The organism is Streptomyces sp. NPDC029044 (genome assembly GCF_040637495.1).
Lineage (GTDB): Bacteria > Actinomycetota > Actinomycetes > Streptomycetales > Streptomycetaceae > Streptomyces.
This window is the reverse complement of the sequence record NZ_JBEZWN010000046.1, coordinates 18,001-41,603: the sequence shown is the minus strand read 5'-3', so window position 1 is coordinate 41,603 and position 23,603 is coordinate 18,001. Positions and strand designations below refer to the sequence as shown.

General features: G+C 73.9%; 17 protein-coding genes and 1 pseudogene. 10 read left to right on the top strand and 8 right to left on the bottom strand.

Annotation, left to right across the window (positions count from 1 at the left end; translation table 11 throughout):
- Positions 1-24: 24 nt before the first annotated feature.
- Genes AB0E85_RS28880 through AB0E85_RS28865 form a run of 4 tightly spaced genes read left to right on the top strand, consistent with a single transcriptional unit; the run spans position 25 to position 7,053 of the window.
- Positions 25-396 carry a trypco2 family protein gene (locus tag AB0E85_RS28880; RefSeq protein WP_361933021.1) on the top strand — a complete coding sequence of 124 codons (372 nt, stop codon included), beginning with the start codon at positions 25-27 and terminating at the stop codon, positions 394-396.
- Positions 393-4,661 (top strand): AAA family ATPase, encoded by a 4,269-nt coding sequence (locus AB0E85_RS28875; protein WP_361933018.1) that lies wholly within the window; start codon positions 393-395, stop codon positions 4,659-4,661. The genes AB0E85_RS28880 and AB0E85_RS28875 overlap by 4 nt, the downstream gene beginning before the upstream one ends.
- 3 nt (positions 4,662-4,664) lie before the next feature.
- The gene (locus tag AB0E85_RS28870) at positions 4,665-6,191 is read left to right on the top strand and encodes a tetratricopeptide repeat protein (protein WP_361933016.1); all 1,527 of its coding nucleotides are present in this window, start codon (positions 4,665-4,667) and stop codon (positions 6,189-6,191) included.
- Between the two features lie 31 nt (positions 6,192-6,222).
- Positions 6,223-7,053 carry a pentapeptide repeat-containing protein gene (locus tag AB0E85_RS28865; protein WP_361933013.1) on the top strand — a complete coding sequence of 277 codons (831 nt, stop codon included), beginning with the start codon at positions 6,223-6,225 and terminating at the stop codon, positions 7,051-7,053.
- Here the strand turns inward: AB0E85_RS28865 and AB0E85_RS28860 are convergent.
- Positions 7,015-8,511, bottom strand: a complete 1,497-nt coding sequence (locus AB0E85_RS28860; RefSeq protein WP_361933011.1) for a cytochrome P450 — start codon at positions 8,509-8,511, stop codon at positions 7,015-7,017. The genes AB0E85_RS28865 and AB0E85_RS28860 overlap by 39 nt on opposite strands.
- A 109-nt stretch (positions 8,512-8,620) precedes the next feature.
- Here AB0E85_RS28860 and AB0E85_RS28855 point away from each other — a divergent pair, with 109 nt between their 5' ends.
- Complete coding sequence (locus tag AB0E85_RS28855) at positions 8,621-9,229, top strand: TetR/AcrR family transcriptional regulator (protein WP_361933008.1); 609 nt, start codon at positions 8,621-8,623, stop codon at positions 9,227-9,229.
- Positions 9,230-9,314: 85 nt separating this feature from the next.
- Positions 9,315-10,043 (top strand): DUF2470 domain-containing protein, encoded by a 729-nt coding sequence (locus AB0E85_RS28850; RefSeq protein WP_361933005.1) that lies wholly within the window; start codon positions 9,315-9,317, stop codon positions 10,041-10,043.
- Here AB0E85_RS28850 and AB0E85_RS28845 read toward each other — a convergent pair.
- The 5 genes and pseudogenes from AB0E85_RS28845 to AB0E85_RS28825 form a co-directional block, all read right to left on the bottom strand.
- Positions 10,011-11,204 (bottom strand): lactonase family protein, encoded by a 1,194-nt coding sequence (locus AB0E85_RS28845; RefSeq protein WP_361933072.1) that lies wholly within the window; start codon positions 11,202-11,204, stop codon positions 10,011-10,013. The two genes, AB0E85_RS28850 and AB0E85_RS28845, sit on opposite strands and share 33 nt — an antisense overlap.
- Before the next feature lie 91 nt (positions 11,205-11,295).
- A pseudogene (locus tag AB0E85_RS28840) lies at positions 11,296-12,401 on the bottom strand (hypothetical protein).
- A 46-nt stretch (positions 12,402-12,447) separates the two neighbouring features.
- Positions 12,448-13,701: an aromatic acid exporter family protein gene (locus AB0E85_RS28835; protein ID WP_361933003.1), complete on the bottom strand. Its 1,254-nt coding sequence runs from the start codon at positions 13,699-13,701 to the stop codon at positions 12,448-12,450.
- A 111-nt stretch (positions 13,702-13,812) separates the two neighbouring features.
- Positions 13,813-14,307: an FBP domain-containing protein gene (locus AB0E85_RS28830; RefSeq protein ID WP_161366716.1), complete on the bottom strand. Its 495-nt coding sequence runs from the start codon at positions 14,305-14,307 to the stop codon at positions 13,813-13,815.
- Positions 14,308-14,407: 100 nt separating this feature from the next.
- On the bottom strand, positions 14,408-15,055 hold the full coding sequence (locus tag AB0E85_RS28825) for a PAS domain S-box protein (protein ID WP_361933000.1): 648 nt from the start codon (positions 15,053-15,055) through the stop codon (positions 14,408-14,410).
- A gap of 152 nt (positions 15,056-15,207) precedes the next feature.
- On the opposite strand from AB0E85_RS28825, the gene AB0E85_RS28820 reads away from it, so the two are divergent.
- The 4 genes from AB0E85_RS28820 to AB0E85_RS28805 all read left to right on the top strand — a co-directional run bounded on the left by AB0E85_RS28820 (position 15,208) and on the right by AB0E85_RS28805 (position 21,129).
- Positions 15,208-18,390, top strand: a complete 3,183-nt coding sequence (locus AB0E85_RS28820) for a cytochrome P450 (protein ID WP_361932997.1) — start codon at positions 15,208-15,210, stop codon at positions 18,388-18,390.
- Positions 18,391-18,420: 30 nt separating this feature from the next.
- Positions 18,421-19,395, top strand: coding sequence for an aminoglycoside phosphotransferase family protein (locus AB0E85_RS28815; RefSeq protein WP_361932994.1), 975 nt, complete (start codon positions 18,421-18,423; stop codon positions 19,393-19,395).
- 107 nt (positions 19,396-19,502) lie between these two features.
- Positions 19,503-20,792: an ROK family transcriptional regulator gene (locus AB0E85_RS28810; RefSeq protein ID WP_361932991.1), complete on the top strand. Its 1,290-nt coding sequence runs from the start codon at positions 19,503-19,505 to the stop codon at positions 20,790-20,792.
- Between the two features lie 61 nt (positions 20,793-20,853).
- Positions 20,854-21,129 carry a hypothetical protein gene (locus AB0E85_RS28805; protein WP_361932988.1) on the top strand — a complete coding sequence of 92 codons (276 nt, stop codon included), beginning with the start codon at positions 20,854-20,856 and terminating at the stop codon, positions 21,127-21,129.
- A 120-nt stretch (positions 21,130-21,249) separates the two neighbouring features.
- On the opposite strand, the gene AB0E85_RS28800 is transcribed toward AB0E85_RS28805, so the two are convergent.
- Positions 21,250-22,278, bottom strand: coding sequence for an SDR family oxidoreductase (locus AB0E85_RS28800; RefSeq protein ID WP_361932985.1), 1,029 nt, complete (start codon positions 22,276-22,278; stop codon positions 21,250-21,252).
- An 83-nt stretch (positions 22,279-22,361) separates the two neighbouring features.
- A complete protein-coding gene (locus AB0E85_RS28795; protein WP_361932982.1) occupies positions 22,362-23,504 on the bottom strand; it encodes an FUSC family protein in 1,143 nt (380 codons plus the stop codon).
- Positions 23,505-23,603 lie beyond the last annotated feature (99 nt).

The following is a 23,603-nucleotide window of genomic DNA, read 5'->3' as shown; positions in this document are numbered from 1 at the left end:
ACGCGACCATGAACGGGGGCACTTATGGGGGACGGCGGCCTGCCGCTGACGGAGGTCCTGGAGACGCTCCGCGGCCAACTCACCGAGCTGATGCGGGACACCGACGGCAAGGACCTCCTCTTCGCCCTGGGCGATGTCGAGTTGGAACTCGGCGTGGAAGTCACGCGGGGCGGCGGGCTCTCGGGGAAGGTCCGCTTCGGTGTCGTCGAGGCGGGAGCGGACGGGACGGCGGGCCGCCGTGCCACCCACACCGTCCGGGTGCGGCTGGAACCGCTCACGACCGCCGAGGGCCGGCGCGTCATGATCACCGACCCGGGGCGTGTGCTGACTCCCCGGCCGCCCCTGCCCCCCGCCGCCACCTCTCCGCACGGGGAGCGGCCCCCGGCCGCGCAGTGAACGCACGGGTCCTGGAGGTCTCGGCCGAGTCCGCCGGCGGTCTCCGCTACGGCACCGGCTTCGCCCTGTCGGCACGCCTGGTTCTGACGGCCCGGCATGTCGTGGCGGACGCGGACCGCATCAGCGTACGAGCGCTCGGGGACGACACCGTCCGGTCGTGCCGCCGCGTCTGGACGGGCGACCGGACCGACGCGGCGCTGCTGGAGGTCACCTGCGGCGACCTGGCACGGGATGATGTCCGGCTGGGCGGCCTCGCGGCCTTCGACGAGGCCGTGTGCCGGGCCGTGGGGTTCCCGCGCTTCCAGGTCGACCACGGCGTGGGCAACGACACGGAACAGGTCACCGGAACCATCGCACCGGAGACCGGAGCAGTCGGCGGACGGTGGCAGATGAAGGTCACCGGAGACGTGCCGCCCTCCCGCTGGGAAGGCCTGTCCGGCGCGGCGGTCTTCACCGCAGGTGTGCTCATCGGCCTCGTCACCGAGGCGCTGCGCGAGTTCACCCCCTCCCGGCTGCGTGTCGAACCGCTGACCCGTGTGACCGCCGAACCGGGGTTCGCCGACGCCTGGCGACGCGTGACGGGCTCGGCACCACCCGCCCTCGAAGCGGCCGACCTCACCTCCCTGGTGACCACGCGTGACGTCGTCCCTCACATCGGCTCCCCGGGAGCGCTCCTGCGGGCCGAGGTGGGCGCCGTACGGTTCTCCGGACGGGAGAGCGAACTCGGCCGGCTCCGACAGTGGTGCGAGGGCGACGGTCCGCGCGTCCACCTCGTGACCGGACCGGCAGGAGCCGGCAAGTCACGGCTGGCGTTGCGCCTCACGGCGGAACGCCGTGCGGCGGGGGAGTACGCGGGGACACTGCGAACTCCGTTGCCGGGCACCGGCCTGGAACGCCTGGCCCGGCTGACCCGGCCGGTGCTGTGCGTCGTGGACTACGCCGAGACCCGGCAGGAGGAACTGGCCGCACTGCTGTCGGCGCTCCGCGACCGGTCGGAAGGGGCGTCGCTGCGACTGCTGCTGCTCGCCCGCACGGACCGCGACTGGTACGAGCGGCTCCGCACCGAACACGGCCTGCTGACTCCGGACCCGATCCGGCTGGGCCACCACACGGACCCGGCCGCCACCCACGGCACGGCGTTCGCCGAGGCCGCCCACGACCTCGCCGCGGCCGTCCGCCGCCTTCCCGAAGCCTGGCCCATCGGCGATCCCGCCCTGCTGCGACCACCGCCGAACGCGCAGGAGTCACCCCTGGCGCTCCAGGCGGCAGCCCTGGTGGGCCTGTTGCAGACCGGTGGCTCCGCCGTCTGCGTACCGGAGGGCACCAGCGTCTGGGAGGTCCTGCTGCGCCACGAACGGCTGTACTGGGACCGCGCGGCCCGCAGCCGGGACCTCGGAGTCTCGCCCGAACTGCGTTCCGAACTCGTGGTCGCGGCCACGCTCTGCGCGCCCCGGCTGCTCGCCGAGGCGCGCCGGCTCGCCGCGGACGTCCTGCGCGCCGCCGATCCTCTCGAACCGCGCCCGCGCCTGGTGGCCGACTGGTTGCGCGACCTGTACCCCGGCGCGGACGGCACGTTCTGGGACGGCCTGCGTCCCGACCGGCTGGCCGAGCACGCGGTGATGAACACCCTGGTGGAGGAACCCGACCTGCTGGTCAGGCTCCTGCGGAACGCACCGGACCGGCAGGCCGACGCGGCCCTCACGCTGCTGTCCCGAGCCGGAGCACACCGCCCGGAGTCCGCCCCCGTCCTGCGGCGCCTGCTCACCGAACTGCCCCGTCTCGCGTCCCGGGCCGCACGGACCGCGGCAGGCAGTGAGCACCCGGCCCCCCTCGTCCGGGCCGTCGAGCACGTGGTCGAGCAGGAGGGGCTGACCGAGGAGGAGCTGTGGGACCTGGAGGAGGTCATCCCAGCGAGGACCGTCGTGCTCGGCGACGTCGCGGTGAAGGTGACCGAGGCGCTCGCCACCATCTGCGCCCGGTCGGCCCGGGCCGGCACCACCGACCGGGACCTCGCGTTCGTCGCGCTCCTCCGCCACGCGCAGCGACTCTCCGGGGCAGGCCGGGAGGCGGAGGCCCTCGCGGCCCACACGAAAGTCTTCGCCTCCGCCAAGGAGACCGCGGAGTCCGAGGGCTCCTTGTCGACCGACGTCGTCGTCGCCGCCACGGGTCTGGCACAGGCCTACAGCGACGTCGGCCACCACGACGACGCGCTCCGCGTCACTCGGATGCTCGCCGAGCTGGTGACGGACGAGACGGAGGATCGCGACCTGGCGGGCCGGCACGTGACGATGCTGCTCACGTTCGGTGCCCGGCTGGCCGAGGCGGGGCAGACGTCCGCGGCACTGGAGGTCGTCGACCAGGCGGTGTCGACGGCCCGGTGGCTCACCGGCGCGCCCGCGTCCGACGACCTGCTGGGCATGGCACTGGAGAGCCGCACGCGGATGCTCTTCATCGCGGGACGGCCCTACGAGGCGGTGGCCGCCGCACAGGAGGCGGTGACGGTCCGCCGTGCCGCCGCTCCGGCGGCCGACCGGCCTGACGGCCAACTCGGTTGGTGCCTGCGGGACCTGGCCCAGGCACTGGGAGCGATCGGCGCGCACACCGAGGAGCTGGCAGCTCTCCAGGAGAGCGTGCTGATCCACCGGGAACTGGCCGACGACGAACATCACCGGGTGGGCCTGCCCGAGGCGCTGGGGGAACTCAGCCGGTGCCTGTCCCGGCTCGGCCGGCCCGAGGAGGCCGTCGAGGCCGGCGCCGAACAGGTGGCCCTGCTGCGTCGCCTGACGTCCCTCGCGCCCGAGCGCTTCGAAGGCGACCTCGGCACTGCACTCCACGAGCACGCGGCCCGACTGCTGGACGCCGACCGCTTCACCGAGGCGAGGGCGGCCTCCGCCGAAGCGGAACGGCTCCGCCACGAACCCCCGGACGCGTGCCCGCCCTCGCCTGAACCGCCGCCCCTGCCCGAACTCCCGCCCTCCCCACCGGAAACGGAAGCACCCGCCATGCCGGAATCGCCGCTGGACGCAGCAGTCGACCAGCTCACGGACCTCGTGACCGCGCAGCCCGACGACGCCGGGTTGCGGCTGCTGATCGTCCAGGCCCTGGTCGCCGCCGGCCGGCCCGGCGAGGCGCTCCGGCATGCGCAGGAGGCCCTGCGTGCGGACCCGTCGAGTGCGGCAGCCCGCGAGGCCATGTCCGCCGCCCTGCTGCCGCGGCTCCCCGCTCCCGGCGAGAGCCCCGAGACTCCCGAGGCACCCGAAACCCCCGTCGCGTCCGGGCGGCCCGCGCCGCCCGAAGCCCCGGAGCGGGTGCGTCCCGCCACGCCGCAGCCTGCCGAGGGACACGGCCGGGTATGCACCGACACGGACGCCCCCGCCGACGAGGTGGTGGAGGTCGGGCGCTCGACCGTGAAACTGGCCGACGTGGCGGGGATGGCCGAGGTCAAGGCACGGCTGAACACGACGTTCTTCGCCCACCTGCGCAACCCCGAGATCTCCCGCAGCTACGGCCAGTCCGTGCGCGGCAGCCTGCTCCTGTACGGGCCGCCGGGCTGCGGCAAGACGTACATCGCCAAAGCGGTCGCGGGTGAACTCGACGTCGCCTTCATCTCGGTCACGCTCGCCGACACCCTCGACATGTGGATGGGCACCTCGGAGAAGAACATCCAGTCCGTCTTCCGCACCGCCCGGCGCACCAGCCCCTGCGTGCTGTTCCTGGACGAGGCCGACGCCATCGGCGGAAAGCGCTCCCTCAACCGGCACGCCAGCGGCATGCGCAACGTGGTGACACAACTGCTCACCGAGCTCGACTCCATCGGCTCCGACAACGACGGCGTCTTCGTCCTCGGGGCGAGCAACCATCCCTGGGACATCGACGACGCCCTGCTGCGCCCCGGCAGATTCGACCGGACGCTCTTCGTCGCGCCACCCGACGCCGAGGCCAGGGAGGCGATCATCCGGGCGCAGTTGCGCACCGTGCCGGCCTCGGACGTCGACACCCGCGCGCTGGCCTGCGCCACCGAGAACTACTCGGGGGCCGACGTGACCCATCTGTGCCGGTCGGCTATCGAGATCGCCATGCAGGACGCCCTGGCACAAGGCCGGATCAGAGGCGTGACGACGGCGGACTTCCACACCGCGCTCCGGGACGTCAGACCCTCGGTCGGCCCCTGGTTCGAGTCCGCGAAGAACGTGGTGGCCTTCGCGAAGCAGGACGACCGCTACCGCGACCTCATCACCTATCTCGGACACAGGAAGCGCAGGTGAACGGTGGAACCCTCCGACCTCCAACGGGTCACCCTGCTCTGCGCGACCCGGCGGTTCGGGGAAGCCCTGCGCCTCCTGGATCGGGAGCTGGCCCGAGATCCGGATGACTGGGCCGCGCTCACCATGCGGGCCGGATGCCTGCTCGGAACCGGTGACTCCGCCGGCGCTCTGCGGACGGCGAACCAGGCTGTCGCCGCCGCGCCCGACGAAGCCTGGTGTCACTTGGTCAAGGCCAGGATCCTGCTGGCCGTGGCGAATCCCGGCGAGGCCAGGACGTCCGTCGACCGGGCCGTCGGTCTCGACCCGCAGAGCCCGGCGGCCTGGGCGCTGCGGGCTCTGACGATCGGCACGTTCCTCGACCAGCACCGGCAGGTGCGCATGCGACGCGCCGACAGGCAGGCCGTGAAAGCGGCGGTCGACACGTATCTCCGGCTGACCGCGGGTGAGCTCAAGAGCCAGGAGGTGTCCGACGCCGCTCGTGGACTCCAGCTCGCCGAGTACGGCCGGGCGGCCCGCGCGCTCGTGCGGCGTGCCCTGAGCGATGACCCGCAGAGCGCTCAACTGGTGGAGACGCTGGGCGCGTTGGAAGCGACGAGAGGGAACACCCAGGGCGCGTGGCGAGGGCTCCACGCGGCCGTCCGCCGCGACGCCCAGCGGGCCTCGTCGGCGATGGAGGGTCTGCGCACGGTCTGGCACGGCGTGACGATGCTGGCGCTCCTCCACCTGCTGCGCCTGTCGAGCTTCCTCGCCCCGATGCTGGTGGCCGAGGAAGTCGTGGGGCTGAGCGCCGTTCCCCGGGGGATCGTCGGTTCGGTTCTGATGGTGCCCGTGCTCTGGGCCGTCCTCAGGCTGGTGCCGATGGCCTGGGGCGTGCGGGACACATTGCCGGACCTGCTCGGCCGGCGTACGACGTGGTACGCGTTCGCGCCGGCCTGTGTCGCCGCCGCCCCCGCCGTGTTCGCGCCCCGGGCGTGGAGCGCCGTGGCGCTGGGGGCGATGTGGGTCGCCTGGTTCGCCGCATGGCGGGTGCTGCGTCGTACGCATGACGGGCCCGCCTCACTGGCCCTGCTGCGCCGCGGCGTGGCGGAGTGGCCGCACTACGTCACCCGGTGCTGGCTCTTCGGGCTCGCGGGCGGCTTGATCATGCTCTGTGACCTGGTCACGGGCGGCTGGGAGCCGTTGAGCTTCACCGTCTCGGGCATCCTCGTCACCCGGTGCGCCCTGCTGCTCTTCGGTTTCACCTACCAGCACCCTTTGCTGCGCCGGCACTGGCGGAACTACCTGGGTGTCCGGTCGGGGCGCAGAACCGCGGTGCTGTGCGGTCTGGTGCTCGCCGTCGCGTGGGTTCCCGAACTCCCGGGGTACGCGCTGCTGGTGCTCGCCGCGGTCCCCGCCTGGCAGATCTGGGGCGGCCTGTCGTACCTCATCGAGTACGGCCGTCCCGACGAGGTGTTCCTGCACGGCGGCCGGATCTCCTACCGGGTGCGGCAGGGGCCGTACGCCCAGCGGCCGGAAGCGTGGCCGTCCTGACCAGGCCGCCGCGATCGGTAGCCTGGTGACCATGCGAGAACACGTGTCCGACCCATCTGACCTGCGCGGTGACTGCGAGCGGTGCTTCGGGTTGTGCTGTGTCGCCCTGCCCTTCGCCGCCTCGGCGGACTTCGCGGTGGACAAGGCCGCCGGCACGCCCTGCCGCAACCTCCGGGAGGACCACCGCTGCGGCATCCACGCCCGGCTCCGGCAGAAGGGGTTCACCGGCTGCACGGTCTACGACTGCTTCGGCGCCGGGCAGCAGGTCTCGCAGGTCACCTTCGGCGGGCGGGACTGGCGCACCGGGCCGCAGGAGGACGCCCGCCGCATGTTCGAGGTGTTCCCGGTCGTCAGGCAGCTGCACGAGCTGCTGTGGTACCTGACCGAGGCGCTCGCCCTGCCTGCGGCCCGGCCCATCCGGCCGGAGCTGGACAAGGCTCTGCGGAAGACCCGGGAACTCACCGCCGGAACCCCCGAGGAGCTCGCCGGGCTCGACGTGGCGGCGCACCGCCAGGAGATCAACGTCCTGCTGCTCAGGACGAGCGAGCTGGCCAGGGCCGGCACCAAGGGCCGCAAGAAGGACCGCCGGGGCGCGGATCTCATGGGCGCCCGGCTCAGGGGCGCCGACCTGCGCGGTGCCAGCCTGCGCGGCACCTACCTCATCGCCGCCGACCTCACCGGCGCGGACCTGCGGGGGGCCGATCTGATCGGCGCCGACCTGCGCGACGCGGATCTCACGGACGCCGATCTGACCGGCGCGTTCTTCCTCACCCAGCCGCAGCTGAACGCGGCGCGGGGGAGTGCCGGGACCCGGCTGCCCGGCTCAGTCGTCCGCCCCGGACACTGGACGGCGCAGGTCTGAACCCGGCTCACGCACCGGCGTGCGGCGCTCCGGGCGCAGTCGCAGGCCCTCCGGCATCAGCGTCAGCCGTTCCGTCACGCGCAGCCGGTAGGCCGGGTCGGCCCGCAGCTCGTAGCGCCGCAGCAGCAGCCCGAGCACCAGCGTGGCCTCGTGCAGCGCGAACTGGCGCCCGATGCAAGCCCGGGCGCCTGTCCCGAACGGCTTGAAGGTGTGCGCCGGCCGGGACCGCACGGCCTGCGCGTCGAAGCGGTCGGGGTCGAAGCGCTCGGCGTCGGCGCCCCACACCTCGGGGTCCCGGTGCAGCATCGGCGTCAGCACCAGCGCCCACGCCCCGCGCCGCATGGGGTGCTCCCCGGCCAGTACCGTGTCCTCGCGGGCCTGCCGGGAGAACGCGGGCGCGGTGGGCCACAGCCGCAGCGACTCGTCGAGCACCCGGCGGACGTAGCGCAGCCGGGCCACCTGTTCGTAGGCGGGTTCCGCCGCGTCACCCCACACGTGGTCCACCTCGGCGCGGGCCCGGGCCGCGATCCCGGGGTGGCGGGCGAGGTAGTGCAGGGCGAAGGAGAGCGCGCCGGAGGTCGTCTCGTGGCCCGCGACGAGGAACGTGATGACCTGGCGGCGGACGTTCTGCGGTGACAGCCGTTCCCCGGTGTCGGGATGGGCCGTCTCCAGCATGCGGTCGAGCAGATCGCCGTCGCCGCCGCCGGTGGCGCGCCGGGCCCGTACCAGTTCGTCGACCGTGTGGTTGAGGTGGGCGATGTCCGCCTCGTTGCGCCGGCTCGCGCTCCGCAGCAGCAGCGGGGCCAGCGGGAAGGGCACGGTGTTGAGCCGCTGCGCATAGGTCAGCGTGCCCACCATGGCCGTCACGAAGGGATGCGGCCGGGAGCGCTCGAACGAGCCGAAGTCGTGTCCGAAGCCGGTGCGCGCGATCGTCTCCAGCGTCAGCTTGGTCATGTCGCCGGGCACGTCCACCGCCCGGCCCGCGGCCGCCGCCCGGTCCCAGTGCTCCGTGAGCCGCTGCGCGACCGACAGCATCATCGGGTGGTAGCCGGCCATGGCATCGCGGCTGAACCCCGGCGCGAGCACATCGTGGGCCAGCTGCCAGTTGGGCTCGTGGTTGTACGCCGTGAACAGGCCGTCCCCGGCGACCGGCCGCAGGTTGGCCACCCCGAGCCCCACGTGTTTGGCGAACCGCGACTCGTCCGCGAGGTCGGCTGCGTGCCGGGCGCCCCACACGAACACGAACTCCTTGCCGAACGCCTGCCGCCGGAAGACGGGCCCCAGCCGGCGGGCGTAGCGCATCGACTCCTGCACGGGGGTGCTCCGGTTCACGCCGAGCACGTCACCGAGCAGCGGGACCCTGCGCGGCGGATGCGGAATGCGGTCCAGCTCCGGCCATCCCAGCTCGGCGCTGCGGAACCCCTTGGGCTCCCCGGTCCGTATCGGCGCCTGGGTCATGACGCGATCTCCCTTGATCCGGCGGCGGGTTCGCACGTGTTGTACGTGGGTTCAATAGCGCGCCTCAGTCTGGTCCCGTTGTTGAACCGACGTCAAGTAAAGTGCGGGCATGGCCGCGAACCAGAGCGGGCGCACGCGCCGCCGGCTCAGTACCGAGGAGCGCCGGGAGCAGCTCCTGTCGGTCGGGGCGCGGCTGTTCTCGGAGAGTCCCTTCGACGACGTGTGGATCGAGCAGGTCGCCGAGATCGCCGGGGTCTCGCGCGGGCTGCTCTACCACTACTTCCCGACCAAACGGGACTTCTTCGCGGCGGTCGTCGAGCGTGAGAGCGAGCGCATGCTGCGCATGACGGCTGCGGTGCCCGGCGTACCGGTCCGTGAGCAACTCGCGGCAGGGCTTGAGACGTTCCTGGAGTACGTCCAGGCGCACGCGCACGGCTATCGGGCCTTCCACCGCGCCGACGCGGCCGGGGACCAGGCGGTGCGGCGGGTCTACCAGCGGGCCCTGGCCGCGCAGGAGCGGCAGATCCTCGCCGCACTGGCCGCGGACCCCGAGTTCGGCCCGGCCTTCGAGGGGCGGCCGGAGATCCGGCTGGCCGTGCGCGGCTGGCTGGCGTTCACCACGGCCGTCTGTCTGGAGTGGCTGCGCGACGCGGAGTTGGGCCGGGAGCAGGTGCGCGAGCTGTGTGCACGCGCGCTGCTGGGCGTCCTCACTGGCTGAAAGGTCTCGCAAAGACCGCGTGACGTGGTTGGCGTGCACCCGGATCTTCGATAGGTTAGGTGAGGCTTACCTAAGGAGGTCTGGGATGGGTGACGACAGCCACAGCTGGACAGCGGCTCCCGCCGCCGCGGAGCGGGCGCGCTCGGTGCTCGCCGCCGCGTGGTCCTGCTCCGTGACCGCGGAGGGCACGAAGGAGGAGCTGGTCGGCGCGCACACCGTGGGCGAGGACGGTCGCCTGTGGGTGGACGTGCCCGAGGACAGCGCCCTGCTCGCGGCCGCGATCTGCGCGCCCCGCGGCGAGCCGTCCGCGGTGCTGGAGTTCGCCGACGTCGCGCCCGTCCCGGTCCGCAACCGGATCCGCGCCCGGCTGTGGCTCGCGGGCTGGTTCGCCGTCGAGGGCGAACGGCTCGCCTTCACGCCCACGCGCGTGGTGCTGCGGCAGCCGTCCGGCTCGGTGGTCGTGGACCTCGACGAGTTCGCCGCCGCCGTGCCCGACCCGCTCACCACGGCCGAGGCCCGGCTGCTGACCCACCTCGCCGACTGCCACGCCGACGCCGTCGAGCGGCTCACCCGGCTCGTCGACTCCGACAGCCTGCACGGCGCGGTCCGCGTGCAGCCCCTCGCCGTCGACCGGCACGGGCTGACGCTGCGCATCGAACGCGCCCGCGCCCACGGCGACGTACGCCTCGCCTTCCACGCGCCCGCCGACGACGTCGCACAGCTCACCGAACGCATGCACATCCTGCTCGGCCAGGCCAGTGCCGCGTCCTGCCCACGGGCCCTACAGCGGCAGCGCACAGACGGCGACGGGTGAGGGGAACGCTTCGCCCGCGCGCCGCAGTTCGCCGTTCGCCCCGTCCACGTGGAACACGGTGACGTCGGAAGACTTCTGATTCGCCGCGAACAGCAGTGTGCCCTCCGGAGAGAAGGCGATCTGCCGCGGGAAGTCCCCGCCCACCGGAACCGTCCCGAGCAGCCTGAGCCGGGCGCCGTCCGCCTCGACGGCGTACCGGGTGAGGCTGTTGTGGCCCCGGTTGGCGAGATAGGCGTGGCGGCCGTCGGGGGTCACCAGGATCTGCGCCGGGTAGCTGGTGCCCGAACCCGTGCCCGTGGACTGCGCCTCGACGACCTCCACCCGGCCGGAGGCCCGGTCGTACGAGCAGACCGCCACCGTGTTGTCGACCTCGTTGGCGAGGTACGCGTACCGGCCGCCCGGGTGGAACGTGAGGTGGCGCGGCCCCGCGCCCGGCCGGGTGTGCGCCTGCGCGACCTCGGTGAGCGTGCCGGCCTTGTCGTCCAGCCGGTACGTGTAGACGGTGTCCGTCCCCAGATCGACGGCGAGGACATGGCCCCCGTCCGGACTCGTGACGAACTGGTGCGCGTGCGGGCCCTGCTGGCCCGGGCCGGGCGGCGGAGCGGTGTGCCGGACGAGGTCGGTGCGCTCACCCAGGGCGCCCGAGGCGTCGATGGGATGCACGGCCACGCTGCCCGAGCCGTAGTTCGCGCTGAGCAGCCAGCGCCCGCCCGGATGCACCGACAGATGGCAGGGGGCCGCCCCGCCGGTGCCGCGGCTGCCCAGGACCTTCCGGTCGGCCAGCCGCACGGCGGTCACGGCACCGTCGTCGCGCTCGTCCACGGCGTACAGCGTGCGGCGGTCCGGGTGGAGCGCGAGATACGACGGGTCGCCGACGCCGGTGATGGTGCCGCCGCCGGTGATCCGGCCCGTCGCCGCGTCGTACGTGGCCAGGCCGATGCCCTTGCCGCCGCCCTCGGCGGACGTGTACGTGCCGAGGTACAGCGGCCGGGGCCCGGAGGGGCGGCGGGCCTCCCGCGACGCACTCGTGCTCGCCTCCGGCTCCGGGGCCGGAGTCGTCGCCGGCGCGGGTGCGTCGTCACAGGCCGGCAGCGCCGCCGCGGCGGCCCCGCCCGCCAGTGCGCCGACGAACCGGCGCCTGCTCCAGCCACCACTGTCCATGTCGCCCCTCAGGTCGTCACTCGTCCCCGTCGTGACAGCCACCCTGACGTTTCCGCGCCGCCGAGTGCAACAACGGCAGGGCCCGGGCCGCCTACCAGTCCCCGTCCGCGACCGGTTTGCCCGGGGCGTCCTTGAGCTGACGGGTCTGCCCCGGCGTGGGCGGCTGCCAGGGCTCGTGGTCGTCGCCGAGCCAGTCGCCGACCGGCTTCACGGACTGGAGCGTGCCGGCGGGGGCACGTCCTGCGCGTCCTCGTCGTAGTAGTCGAACCAGGGCAGGCCCGCCCGGGTGTACGCGGCCCGGTCGACGGGCGACGGCGGTGCGGCCTCGCCGGTGATGCGACGCCACTCCGGGGGAGTCACCAGGTGGACGAAGACCCGGCCCGCGGGCCGCTCCGACCAGTCCGTGAGCGGCCGGTCGTCCTGGTAGACCTCCTGCCGCAGGGAACCGCCGACGCCCAGACCCATCGCCGCGGCCGCACGGGGCGGGCCCGCCGGAGCGGCTCCCGCGGCCGGCGCGGGCACCGCCCCGGGCGCGGGCGGTGCCGCCATGGGCATCGGGGCGGCGAAGCCGGCCGAGACGGGCGGGGCCGCCATCGGCATCGCGGCGCCGTACCCACTCGGCGGCGGCATCGACCGCTGCCGCTGTGCGCGCTGCCGCTCCTCCTCGCGCCACCGCGCCAGCTCCCGGTCGTTCAGCGCGAAGGCCTGGAGCTGGACCCCGCCCCACACCTCCTCGCCCGTGACCTGCCCCTCCACGGTGGCGCCCAGGCCGAGCGGGACGGCCACGAACTGCCGGACCGTGCCCGTGCCGGAGTTGATGCCGTCCAGCCACGGCTGGCGGGGGAGCACCACGTAGTTCTGCGGGCCGCGGGAAAGACGGTCGCTCCAGGGCCGGCCCGAGACCGCGCACACCTTGCCGACCCCGACCTGGAGCGCGGCCGGCTCCGTCGTTCCCCCGAAACTCAGCCACATCGCCTCGCGCAGATAGACCGGCAGCATCACACCGCCGCGGTCCCGCCACGCCTCGGGAACCTTGTCCCCGTAGTCCGCGACCCGCCGGACCGGAAACTCTCCGAGGCCCGGCGGCAGCGGATGGGTGCCGGTCTCCGGCAGGCGCAGGGTGCGGAGGAACCGCACGGCGACCCCGCCCGGCAGCCGCAGTGTGTTCCCGTCGATCCGCACGCTCGTGTCGGCCATCGGCCCGCTCCTCGCATCAGACGCCGGCCCGCTGCCGGCGTTCCCCTCAGCGAGAACGCCCGCCGAACCCCGCACGGTTCCGCCACATCTGTTCCGTGACGCCGAGCCGCTCCCGCAGCCTGGTCAGACGGGGCATCCGGGCGCGCTGCTCGCGCGACACGCGGTCCAGTTCCTCGAACAGGCGCCGGGTGCGGTGCTCGGTGTCGAGCTCGTCGAGGATGCGGTTGACCTCCGCCAGGACGGCTCCCGGAAGCTGCCAGTGCCCGGGCGCCCGCTCCGCCTCCTCGCGCAGCAGCAGGGCCAGCTTGTCGCGGGTGCCCGCCGCCGTGCGCAGTTCCGCGGCGAGACGCTCCTCCGCGGACTCGGCGCTCGTGCTGAGGTGCGTGGTCACCAGCACCGCGAAACTCACCACCGCGTCGGCGATCTCGGACAGCAGCTGCTCCAGGGCCGCGCCCGTCTCGGCCTCGAACAGCGGTTCCGGTTCGCGTTCCTTCGCGAGGTCGGTGAGGGAGCGGGCGAGGACCCGCAGGACGACCGTGCAGATCTCCAGCGTGTCCAGGCCGGTGCGCAGCACGACCCGGTGCAGCACGCTGTCCTGCACGCGCGGGTTGAGCCGGAGGCTGTCCTCGGCCTGCCGGAGGGCCGCGTCCACCTCGACGATGTCGTGGTCCAGGCGGCGCGCCTCGTGCAGCTGCTTCTCCGCGCGGTCCACGGGCGTGCCGCCGGCGGCCTCCTCGCCCATGCGCAGCATCAGCTGCCGCAGCCGCCGGGCCAGATCGCCGATCGACTCGCCGGCCTCCTCCACCCACACCGGCGGAGCCAGCAGCAGGTTGCAGGCGAGACCGACGACCGCCCCGATCAGCGTCTCCACCACCCGGGCCCAGGCGGTGTCCCCCACAGTGGTGACCCCGAGGACGAGCATGGCGCTGATCGCGACCTCGGGTACGTACTCCTCCACCCGGACCAGCCGGCCCACGGCCAGCGAGGCCACCAGGAGCAGCGCAAGGCTCCACCAGGTCAGGCCCACCAGCAGGCTGAACGCGATGGCGAGGAGAACGCCGGTCACCACGGCGTTCACACGCCGGAAGCCGTTGGTCAGCGTGGCGTACAGCGTCACCTGGACGACCAGAAGGGCCGTCAGGGGAGCGGTGAGGGGCGCCGCCTCGGGGCTCAGGCGCAGCGCGATGACGTAGGCGATCGTCGCCGCGGTCGCGGACCGCAGCGTCTGGACGACCACGGGGTCACGACGCTTCCTGACGATCCGCCGGGCCTGCGCCGTCCACTCACGTACCTCTCGCATCCTCGGGCTGTTCCCCTTCCCCGGCGCCTCGAACGCATCCGTCGACCACGTCCGTGCGGGACGCTCACGAAGGACGTTAGTGCCGGGCCGGACCCCGGGCGACCGAGGGGGTCAGGCGGACACCTTGTCGAGGAAGGCGGCCAGATGGCCCGTGGTCCGCTCGATCTGCTCCTCCACGGTGAGGCTCTCCTCGAACCGGGACCCGGTCTCCAGCGCCTTCTTGCCGCGTACGTACAGGGAACAGGCGAGGTCGGTGCACATGTACGCCCCGACGGAGTTCCCCTCACGCCCGGCCGCCCCCGCCTTGCGGGCGGTCATCAGCGAGACCCCGCCCCGCGGGTGGGTCGTCAGGCACAGCGAACACATGCTGCGGTGCAGGAACCCGCGCTGCGCGGCCTGGAAGCGCATCGACACGCCGACGAGCCGCCCCGCCCGCTCGGTCACCAGATAGCTCCGGTCGGGCGCCCCCGGATCACGCCACCCGAGGAAGTCGAGATCGTCCCAGGGCCGCGTGCCGAGGTCCCGGGGCACGGCAAGGCGCTTGGCCTCGCCCTTCGAGCAGTTGATGAAGGAGGCGCGGATGTCCTGCTCGGTGAGCGGCTGCACAGGAGGCTCCTGGGGTGATCGTCGCGAAACCTAGAGGGCCTAGGTTTTGTGGATCAGGCCAGGTTAGACAGCGTCGGTGCCGAGGGCGACCGGATTTCCGTCAGGCCTCGGCACCCCGGACGCCCGGCGGCCACGCCCCGGGGGCCAGCACCCCCAGGGCGTACGCCCGGGCCACCAGTTCCGTGCGGTTGGAGGCTCCCCAGCGGGACGACAGGCGGCGCAGATGATAGGTCACCCCGTCCGTGGAGAGGGCCGTCTCCCGGGCTGTCCGGGCCGTGGTGGCGCCGGCGGCCAGAAGCGCCAGGATGCGGGCCTCCATCGGGGTGACCGGGGCCCCCGGCTCGGGTGCGGCGGGGGAGGGGGCGCGTTCGGCGTCCACCCGGAGCATCACCAGCAGCGCGGGGGTGTCCTCCACCGTGTCGCTGACCGGATCCGCCGTCAGTTCGCCGCAGCGCTCCACCCCGCCCGGGGCCCGCCAGCGCACCGACACCTGGTAGCGCGAGCGGTGGCGCAGGCGCAGCGCCTGCGCGATCCGCTCCACCTGTGTGGCCTCCCGCGGGCTGAACAGCTCCAGCACGTCACGGCCGCGCAGCCGCCCCGGCGTCGTACCGCACTCCGCGGCCATGGCCGGATTGGCCAGCAGCACCGCCCCGTACACGTCACACACCGCGACCGGCATCGCGACCCGGTCGAACAGCAGCAGGGCGCGGTTGCGCCACGTCACGGCCTCCTGCCGGGCCAGGTCCACGAGCCTCTCCTGCCATGCCGGGCCGCCTCCGCGCAAGAGCGGCACGTCTGCTCGCACTACACAATCATGCAGTGCCGCGGCGCCGCCCCCCGGGCCCGGTGGATCACGCTGGAGCGCAGTACTTCCGTACCGCGAAAGGCAGTTGCCGCGTCATGCCCCCCACCGGACAGAACTCCCCGACCGCCGACGCCCTCCCCGGCGTCCCCGTCGCCGACATCTCCGCCACCGGACCGGGCGGTGCGCCCGTCCAGCAGGCCATGGACCTGATGCGCGAGCACGGGCCCGTGTTCGTGCGGCGGCTGTACGGGCGGGACACCCTGTTCGTGGGCGACCTGGATCTCGTGGCCGACCTCGCGGACGAGCAGCGGTTCGCCAAGCACATCGGGCCGGGTCTGGAGAACGTCCGGGAGTTCGCCGCCGACGGCCTGTTCACGGCGTACAACGACGAGCCCAACTGGGCCAAGGCGCACGACATCCTGATGCCCGCCTTCGCGCTGGGATCGATGCGCACCTACCACCCCGTGATGCTGAAGGTGGCCCGCCGGCTCATCGCGTCCTGGGACCGCGACGCCAGCGCCGGGAGGCCGGTGAACGTCCCCGACGACATGACCCGCATGACCCTCGACACCATCGGACTCGCAGGGTTCGGCTACGACTTCGGCTCCTTCGAACGGGCGGAGCCGCACCCCTTCGTCGAGTCGATGGTCCGCTGCCTGGAGTGGAGCATGACCCGCCTGGCACGCGTCCCGGGCCAGGACCACTCGGCGCAGGACGCGGCCTTCCGCGACGACTCCGCCCACCTCGCCCGGGTCGTCGACGACGTCATCGCCGCCCGCACCGGCACCGACCAGAGTGACGCCGACGACCTCCTCGGCCTGATGCTCACGGCCGAGCACCCGGCCGACGGCACCACGCTCGACACCGCCAACATCCGCAACCAGGTCATCACCTTCCTGATCGCCGGCCACGAGACCACCTCCGGCGCCATGTCCTTCGCGCTGTACTACCTCGCCAAGCACCCCACCGCCCTCCAGCTGGTGCAGCGCGAGGCCGACACACTGTGGGGCGACCAGACCGACCCCGAGCCCACGTACGACGAGGTCGGCAGGCTCACCTACACCCGCCAGGTGCTCAACGAGGCCCTGCGGCTGTGGCCCACGGCCGCCGTGTTCTCCCGGCAGGCCCGCGAGGACACCCTGCTCGGCGGCCGCATCCCGCTGCGCGCCGGACAGTCCGCCCTGGTCCTCACGCCGATGCTGCACCGGCAGCCCGTGTGGGGCGACAACCCGGAGCTGTTCGACCCCTCCCGCTTCACACCCGAGGCGGAGGCCGGCCGGCCGGTGCACGCCTTCAAGCCGTTCGGCACCGGCGAGCGCGCCTGCATCGGGCGTCAGTTCGCGCTGCACGAGGCGACCATGCTGCTGGCCATGCTCGTCCACCGCTACCGGCTGCGCGACCATGCCGACTACCGCCTCACGGTCAAGGAGACCCTCACCCTCAAGCCCGAGGGCTTCACCCTCGCGCTCGCCCCGCGCACCGCCGCCGACCGCGTGCACACGCCGCTGCCCGGAGCCGCCCCCGCCCAGGACACCGAATCGTCCGAGCCGCAGGGTCTGCCCGCCCGTGTCCGCCCCGGCACCGCCGCCCTCTTCCTGCACGGCAGCAACTACGGAACCTGCCGCGACTTCGCCGCACAGCTCGCCGACGAGGCGGCCGCCGTGGGCTGCGCCACCGAGGTGGCACCCCTCGACGCCTACGCGGGCGGCCTGCCCACCGACCGGCCCGTCGTCATCACCGCCGCCTCCTACAACGGCCGCCCCACCGACGACGCCACCGCCTTCGCCGCCCGGCTGGAGGAGACCCACGACCTGTCCGGCGTGACGTACGCCGTCCTCGGCGTCGGTGACCGCAACTGGGCCGCCACCTACCAGCACGTCCCCACCCGCATCGACGAGCGGCTCGCCGCGTCCGGCGCCGGCCGGCTGCTGGAACGTGCCGCCGCCGACGCCTCCGGCGACCTCACCGGCACCGTTCGCGCCTTCACGGTCGCCCTGCGCACCGCCCTGCTGGAGCGCTACGGCGACCCGGACGCCGCCACGCCGGACCCCGGGCCCACGACCGCCTACGAGGTCCGCACTCTCACCGGCGGCCCGCTGGACGCCCTCGCCGAGCGGCACGGTCTCGTCCCCATGCGTGTCACCGAGGCCCGCGACCTCACCGCGCCCGGATACCCGCGCCGCAAGCGGTTCGTCCGTGTGGCGCTGCCCGACGGGGTCAGCTACCGCACGGCCGACCACCTCACCGTGCTGCCCGTCAACGCCCCGGACCTCGTCACCCGCGCCGCCGCCGCGCTCGGCGCCGACCTCGACGCCGTCCTGGACATCCGCCCCACCCGCCCGCGCCGCGACGGCATCGCCGTGGACCGGCCCGTGACGGTACGGCAGCTCCTCACCCACCACGTCGAGTTGCAGGAGCGCCCCGGCGCCGGGCAGCTGACCGCGCTCGCCGCCGCCAACCCGTGCCCGCCGGAGCGCGCGGCCCTGGCCGGCCTCACCGACGACCCGCGCACCCTCGTGGAGATCCTGGAAGACCACCCGGCGCTGCGCGGCGTGCTGGACTGGCCGCAGCTCCTGGACCTGCTCACCCCGCTGCGCCCGCGCCACTACTCCGTCTCCTCCTCCCCGGCCGTCGACCCCGGCCACGTGGACCTGATGGTCTCGCTGCTGGAGGCACCCGCCCGCTCCGGCAAGGGCCTCTATCGCGGCACCGGCTCCGGACACCTGGCCTCCGTGCAGCCCGGTGACACGCTGTACGCGCGCGTGCAGCCGTGCCGGGAGGCCTTCCGCATCGACGTCACCGGCGATGCGGCACCGGTCGTCATGGTCGCTGCGGGCACCGGCCTCGCCCCCTTCCGCGGCGTCATCGCCGACCGCACGGCGGCCCTCGCGGCGGGCACCGAACTCGCCCCGGCGCTGTGCTACTTCGGCTGCGACGGCCCTGACGCGGACTTCCTGCACGCCGCCGAACTGCGCGCCGCCGAAAGCGCCGGAGCCGTCGCGCTGCGCCCCGCCTTCAGCGAGACCCCCGAGGGCGAGGTGCGGTTCGTGCAGCACCGGATCGCCGCCGAGGCCGGCGAGGTCTGGACCCTGCTGGACGCCGGGGCGCGGGTGTACGTCTGCGGAGACGGTTCGCGGATGGCGCCCGGGGTGCGGGAGGCGTTCCGTACGCTGTTCCGGAAGCACACACCGGGCGCCGACGAGAGGGCCGCCGAGCAGTGGCTCGACGGGCTGATCGCGGACGGGCGTTACACCGAGGACGTGTACGCCGCCGGCTGACCGCGGACACAGGGGAGGGGTGGGCACACGGTGGTGGACTCCTGGGAACGGGCCCGGCACGTCCTTCAGGAGGCGGGGCTCGATCCCGGCCGCCTCGCCCACCTCGCCCCGCTGGCCGGCGGCACGTACAACACCGTCGAGGAACTGCGCCTCACCGACGGCAGCCGCTACGTGCTGAAGGTCCCGCCCCCCGCGGTCGTCCCCGGCCTGCGGCACGAGCGCGAGCTGCTGGTCTCGGAGGCCGAGTTCTACCGCGCGGCCGCACGCGTCGAGGTCACCGCACCGCACCTGGTGTCCATCGGCGACGGCTTCCTGCTGATGACGGCCTGCCCGGGCGACCCGTGGGACGGCACGCTCACCGACGCGGAACACGCATCCCTGCGCACGGAGCTGGGCCGGCAGGTGGCCCGGCTGCACCGCGTGACGGGCCCGGGCTTCGGCTACCCCTCCGGCGCCCTCGGCCCGCTCGCCCCCGACTGGCGGACGGCCTTCACCGGCATGATCGACGCCGTCCTCGACGACGCCCGGCGCTATCGCGCCCGGCTGCCGCGGCCCGTCGACGAGGTGGCCAGGACCGCCGCGTCCGCGTACGGCGCCCTCGACGAGGTCACCGTCCCGCACCTGGTCCACTTCGACCTGTGGCGGGGCAACATCCTCGTCGACCGCACGGCGGGAGAGGCCCGCATCGGGGGTCTCATCGACGGGGAGCGCATGTTCTGGGGCGACCCCCTGGCCGACTTCGTCTCCCTGGCGCTGCTGGGCGAGATCAGGAACGACGAGGAGTTCCTGGCCGGGTACCGGGAGGCCGGCGGCCGGGCCCGCTTCGACGCACCGGCCCGTCTGCGCCTCGCCCTGTACCGCGCCTACCTGTACCTGATCATGCTGACCGAGACGGTTCCCCGCCGGGTCGGCGAGGAGCAGGAGCGCTGGGTGCAGGAGAGGGTCGCCCCGGAACTCTGCGCGGCCCTGGACGAGATCACTCGGGCCGCCGGGCCGGCCCGTTAGCTCATCCCGGTTAGCTCACATCGTGAAATAAGGGGTGGGGGAAGGTCGCGCCACGCCCGCACGCGACGGTATGTTGCAGGTCGGACAGGGGATGCGAAGGGAGCCTCATGGCGGCGGGGAACGGGCGCACGGTACGCGATCTCAGGCGGGCCAACCGCACGGCCGTGCTGCAACGGCTCTACTTCGACGGCCCGCTCAGCCGCTTCGAACTCGGCCCGGCGACCGGCCTGAGCTCCGGCTCCGTCTCCAACGTCGTCGCCGACCTGGTCGCCGACGGACTGGTCGAGGAGGCCGGAAGCGTCGACTCCGACGGCGGCCGCCCCCGCACCCTGCTGCGTGTCGCACCCGGCAGCGGCCACATGATCGGCGTCGACGTCGGCGAGACCCGGGTGCGCGTCGAGCTGTTCGACCTCACCCTCACCGAACTCGCCCGCGCGGAGCACCCGCTCACCCCGCAGCGGTACGACGTCGAGGTCATCGTCGGCCACATCCGCCAGGGCATCGCCGAGGTGCTGGACACCGCGGGTCTCGCGCCCGAGCGGCTTCTCGGCGTCGGCATCGGCGTCCCCGGCATCGTCGAGCGCACCCCCGACCGCGGCGCGCTCGTGCACGGGCAGACCATCGGCTGGGACGCCGTCCCGCTGGAAGCCCTGCTCCGGACCGGCTCCCCGCTGCCCGACACCGTCCCGTACTTCATCGACAACGGCGCCAAGACGCTGGGCCAGGCCGAGATGTGGTTCGGCGCCGGACGCGGCGCCCGCAACGCCGTCGTCGTCCTGTTCGGCTCCGGCGTCGGCGCGAGCCTCGTCACCCCGGACGTGGAGCAGGGCCGCGCCGTCGAATGGGGGCATCTGACCGTACGGGTCCGGGGCCGCCGCTGCCGGTGCGGGGCGCTCGGCTGCCTGGAGGCCTACGCCGGTGCCGAGTCGCTGCTCGCCCGCTGGCGGGAGGAAGGCGGCCGGGCGCCCGACGGCACCGACGAGGAGACCGCCCTCACCACGATGCTCGCGGCGGCCCACCCGCCCGAGGGCGTGGCGGCCGACCCCGTGGCGCTGGCCGTCCTGGAGGAGACCGCCGAGTACCTGGGCGCGGGCCTGTCCGACCTGATCAACCTCTTCCAGCCCGAGCGCATCCTCATCGGAGGCTGGGCCGGCCTGGTGCTCGGCGCGCGCTTCCTGCCCGCCGTGCGCCGCCACGCCATGGCGTACGCGCTGCGCCACCCGGCCGGGAAGGTGACCGTCGACCTGGGGCGGCTCGGGCCCGACGCGGTCACGGTCGGTGCCGCGATCCTGCCGCTCGCCGACTTCTTCGCACGCGGCGGGCGGCGTCCCGACCCGGCGCCGGAGTACCCGCTCCCGGCCTGGCGCACCGCGCTTCAGGAGCGGACACCGCGCTGAGGTTTCGCCGATCACCGCGGAGGTACTCGCGTGGCGCCCGGACCACAGAAGGGAGCACGCCGTGACCGACCACCGCCTCGAAGGACCCGGCGAGAACGGTGACCCGATCCCGCGGGACATGCCGGACCAGCAGGCCGACGACGGCGAGGACCCGTGGGAGGTCGCCCCGCGCTTCACGGGCACCGGCAAGGACGACAAGCAGCACAGCGACGACGAGACCGACGAGCCCGCCGGTGACGTCCCCGACACGGACGAAGCGGGGACGGGCCGGCAGGGAGCACCGCACTCGGGAACGGTTCACCCCGAGCACCCGGTGCCGGACGAGCCCTCCGCCTGAGGAGGGCATCCCACCGAGGGCCGCAGCCGGCTGTGGGGGTCGGCTGCGGCCCTCGGGCATGTCCGGGCTCGCTCGCGCAGCCCGTGCTCGCGCAGCCCGTGCTCGCCCAGCCCGTCCGGATCAGCCGACCTTGCGTCCCCGCAGCGGCTCCGTCGGCGCCCCGGCGCCCTGCTGGAGGCCCAGCAGGAACTCCTCCAGCACCTCGGGCGCCGTGCGCTCCGGCCGCCAGCCGAGCTCCGCCCGCGCCCGCGTGCAGTCCATCAGCGGCAGCCGCAGCACCGCGTCGAACAGGTGTGGGGAGGCGGGCAGCAGGTGCAGGCCCCAGGCGGCGGCGATCGCCGACCGGGCCGCGCCGCGCGGCAGCCGCACCGGACGCGCGTCGAACATCTCGCTCAGCAACCGCGCGTCGACCGGCGGGTCGGCCGCCAGATTGAACGCGCCCCGGACGTCCGAGCGCAGCGCCAGCCGGTACGCGTTCGCCGCGTCGTCCGTGTGCAGCGCCTGCACCCGCAGCCCGGGGATGTCCGGCAGGAAGGGCAGCAGCTCCGGACGGGCAAGCGGGCCGGGCAGGAAGCGGCCGCCGAAGATGCGGCGCTGCTCACTGGCGGACTCCCGCCGGAACAGGAAGGCCGGCCGCATCCGCACCACCCGCGTCTCGGGGTGGTCGCGCTCGAACGTGTCCAGCGCCCGCTCCAGGTAGGCCTTCTCCCGGCAGTACGCGGCGTCCGGCCAGCCGTGCGTCGGCCACGACTCGTCCACCGCCTCGTCCTTCGGGCCGGGGGAGTACGCGCCGACCGACGAGGCGTGCACCAGCGCCGGTACGCCCGCCGCGGCCACCGCCTCGAAGACCCGCATGCTGCCGAGCACATTGGTGCGCCACGTCGCGGCCGGGTCGTGCGTCGGCTGGAAGGCCCATGCCAGGTGGACCACCGCGTCCGCGTCCGTGAACCGCTCCACCAGATCGGCCCGTTCGGACGCCAGATCGACGGCGGCCCAGTCCGTCTTCGGCGGCGACCAGTCGGGGATCCGCCGGGCCAGGCCCAGCACGGAGGCGACCTCCGGATCCTCCGACAGCAGACGCACCACGCTGGTCCCGACGTTGCCGGTGGCACCCGTGACCACGATCCTCATGCCCGTTGCGCTGCTCACCTCGTGCTCCTCTCGGCCGCGGTCCCCCGGGAGGTGACCGAGTACCCGGGGGCGCGGAAAGCACCACGGCGGACGGAGCCGTGTCACTCCTCCTGGTCGCCGGGGACGGTTTCCGCCCAGAGGTTCTCCGCCTGGAGCAGCAGCGTGCCCAGGACGGCCGCGTGGGCGGCCCCCTCCCCGGCGTGCCGGCGCAGGTTCTCCTGCAACTCCTCGTGCAGCTCTTGCATCGCCTTCTCCGTCTCTTCGCCCGGCCGGGCGGTCACGCTGCCCTCGAGCAGGCTGTCGGCCTCGGCGCACAGGGCGTCCCCGATCAGCTCCAGCAGACGCGCGTAGGCGCGCAGGGCCGGGCCCTCGGGCGGGGCGGGCGTCCGCTTGTCGTCGACCGACACCGCGAGGGCCCGGGTGAGCGTGGCGACGTGCGCGGTGACCCGGCCGAGCCGCTCGTCCTCGTCCACCGAGGGCAGGGCGCCCGCGTGCGGCACGCGGTGCAGGGCGCGCAGCGGGGCGTAGGTCAGGCGGAGGCTCTCCTGGCTCCAGCGCCGTGCCGAGCGCAGCGCCTGGAGGCGGTGGTCCAGCCGGGCCGAGGCACTGACCCAGCCGGCGGCGGTCTGCCCGTCCCACTCGCCCTCGCGCAGGTCACCGGCGACGGTGTGCAGCACGTCCCCCGTCTCCCGGGCGAGCGCCGCCAGGTTCGCGCGTACGTCGCGCAGGTGGATCGGCGGCAGGACGAGCGCGTTGACGGCGACGCCGATGACCGCGCCGATCGCGGCCTGCCCCACCCGGTGCCCGACGGCGGACAGGCTCACCATGCCCGAGGAGATGGTGAACAGGGCCGTGGTCGCCGCATAGATGCCCTGGTCGCCGAACCGGGGCCAGTTCGCCAGCAGCATCAGTACCGGTACCGACAGGGCGAGCGCGCCGGTCGTGTCGTCGGTGACGGCCTGCGCCGCCGAGGCGAGCAGGGTGCCGACGCAGATCGCCCCGAACTGCCGCGCGCCCTGCACCAGGGAGCTGAACACCGTGGCCTGCACCAGCACCAGCGCCACCCAGGGCGCCATCAGCGCCAGCGGGTCGCCCATCCAGACGCCGCCCACCAGCCAGGCCAGCACCGCCGCCCCGGCCGCCTTCAGCGACTGGACGACCAGATCCCGCTCCCGCCCGGGCCCCTGCCACGCCGCTCGCACGGCGTTCCAGGCGCCCCGCGTGTCGCGCCGCACGGCATCCACCGGCCGTACGGTGCGCGCTCCCTGTTCCAGGGGGCGCATCCGCCCCTGGGCCGTCGGCGCCCCCTGGGGCCGGCCATCCGTGCCCGCCGCCGTGCTTCT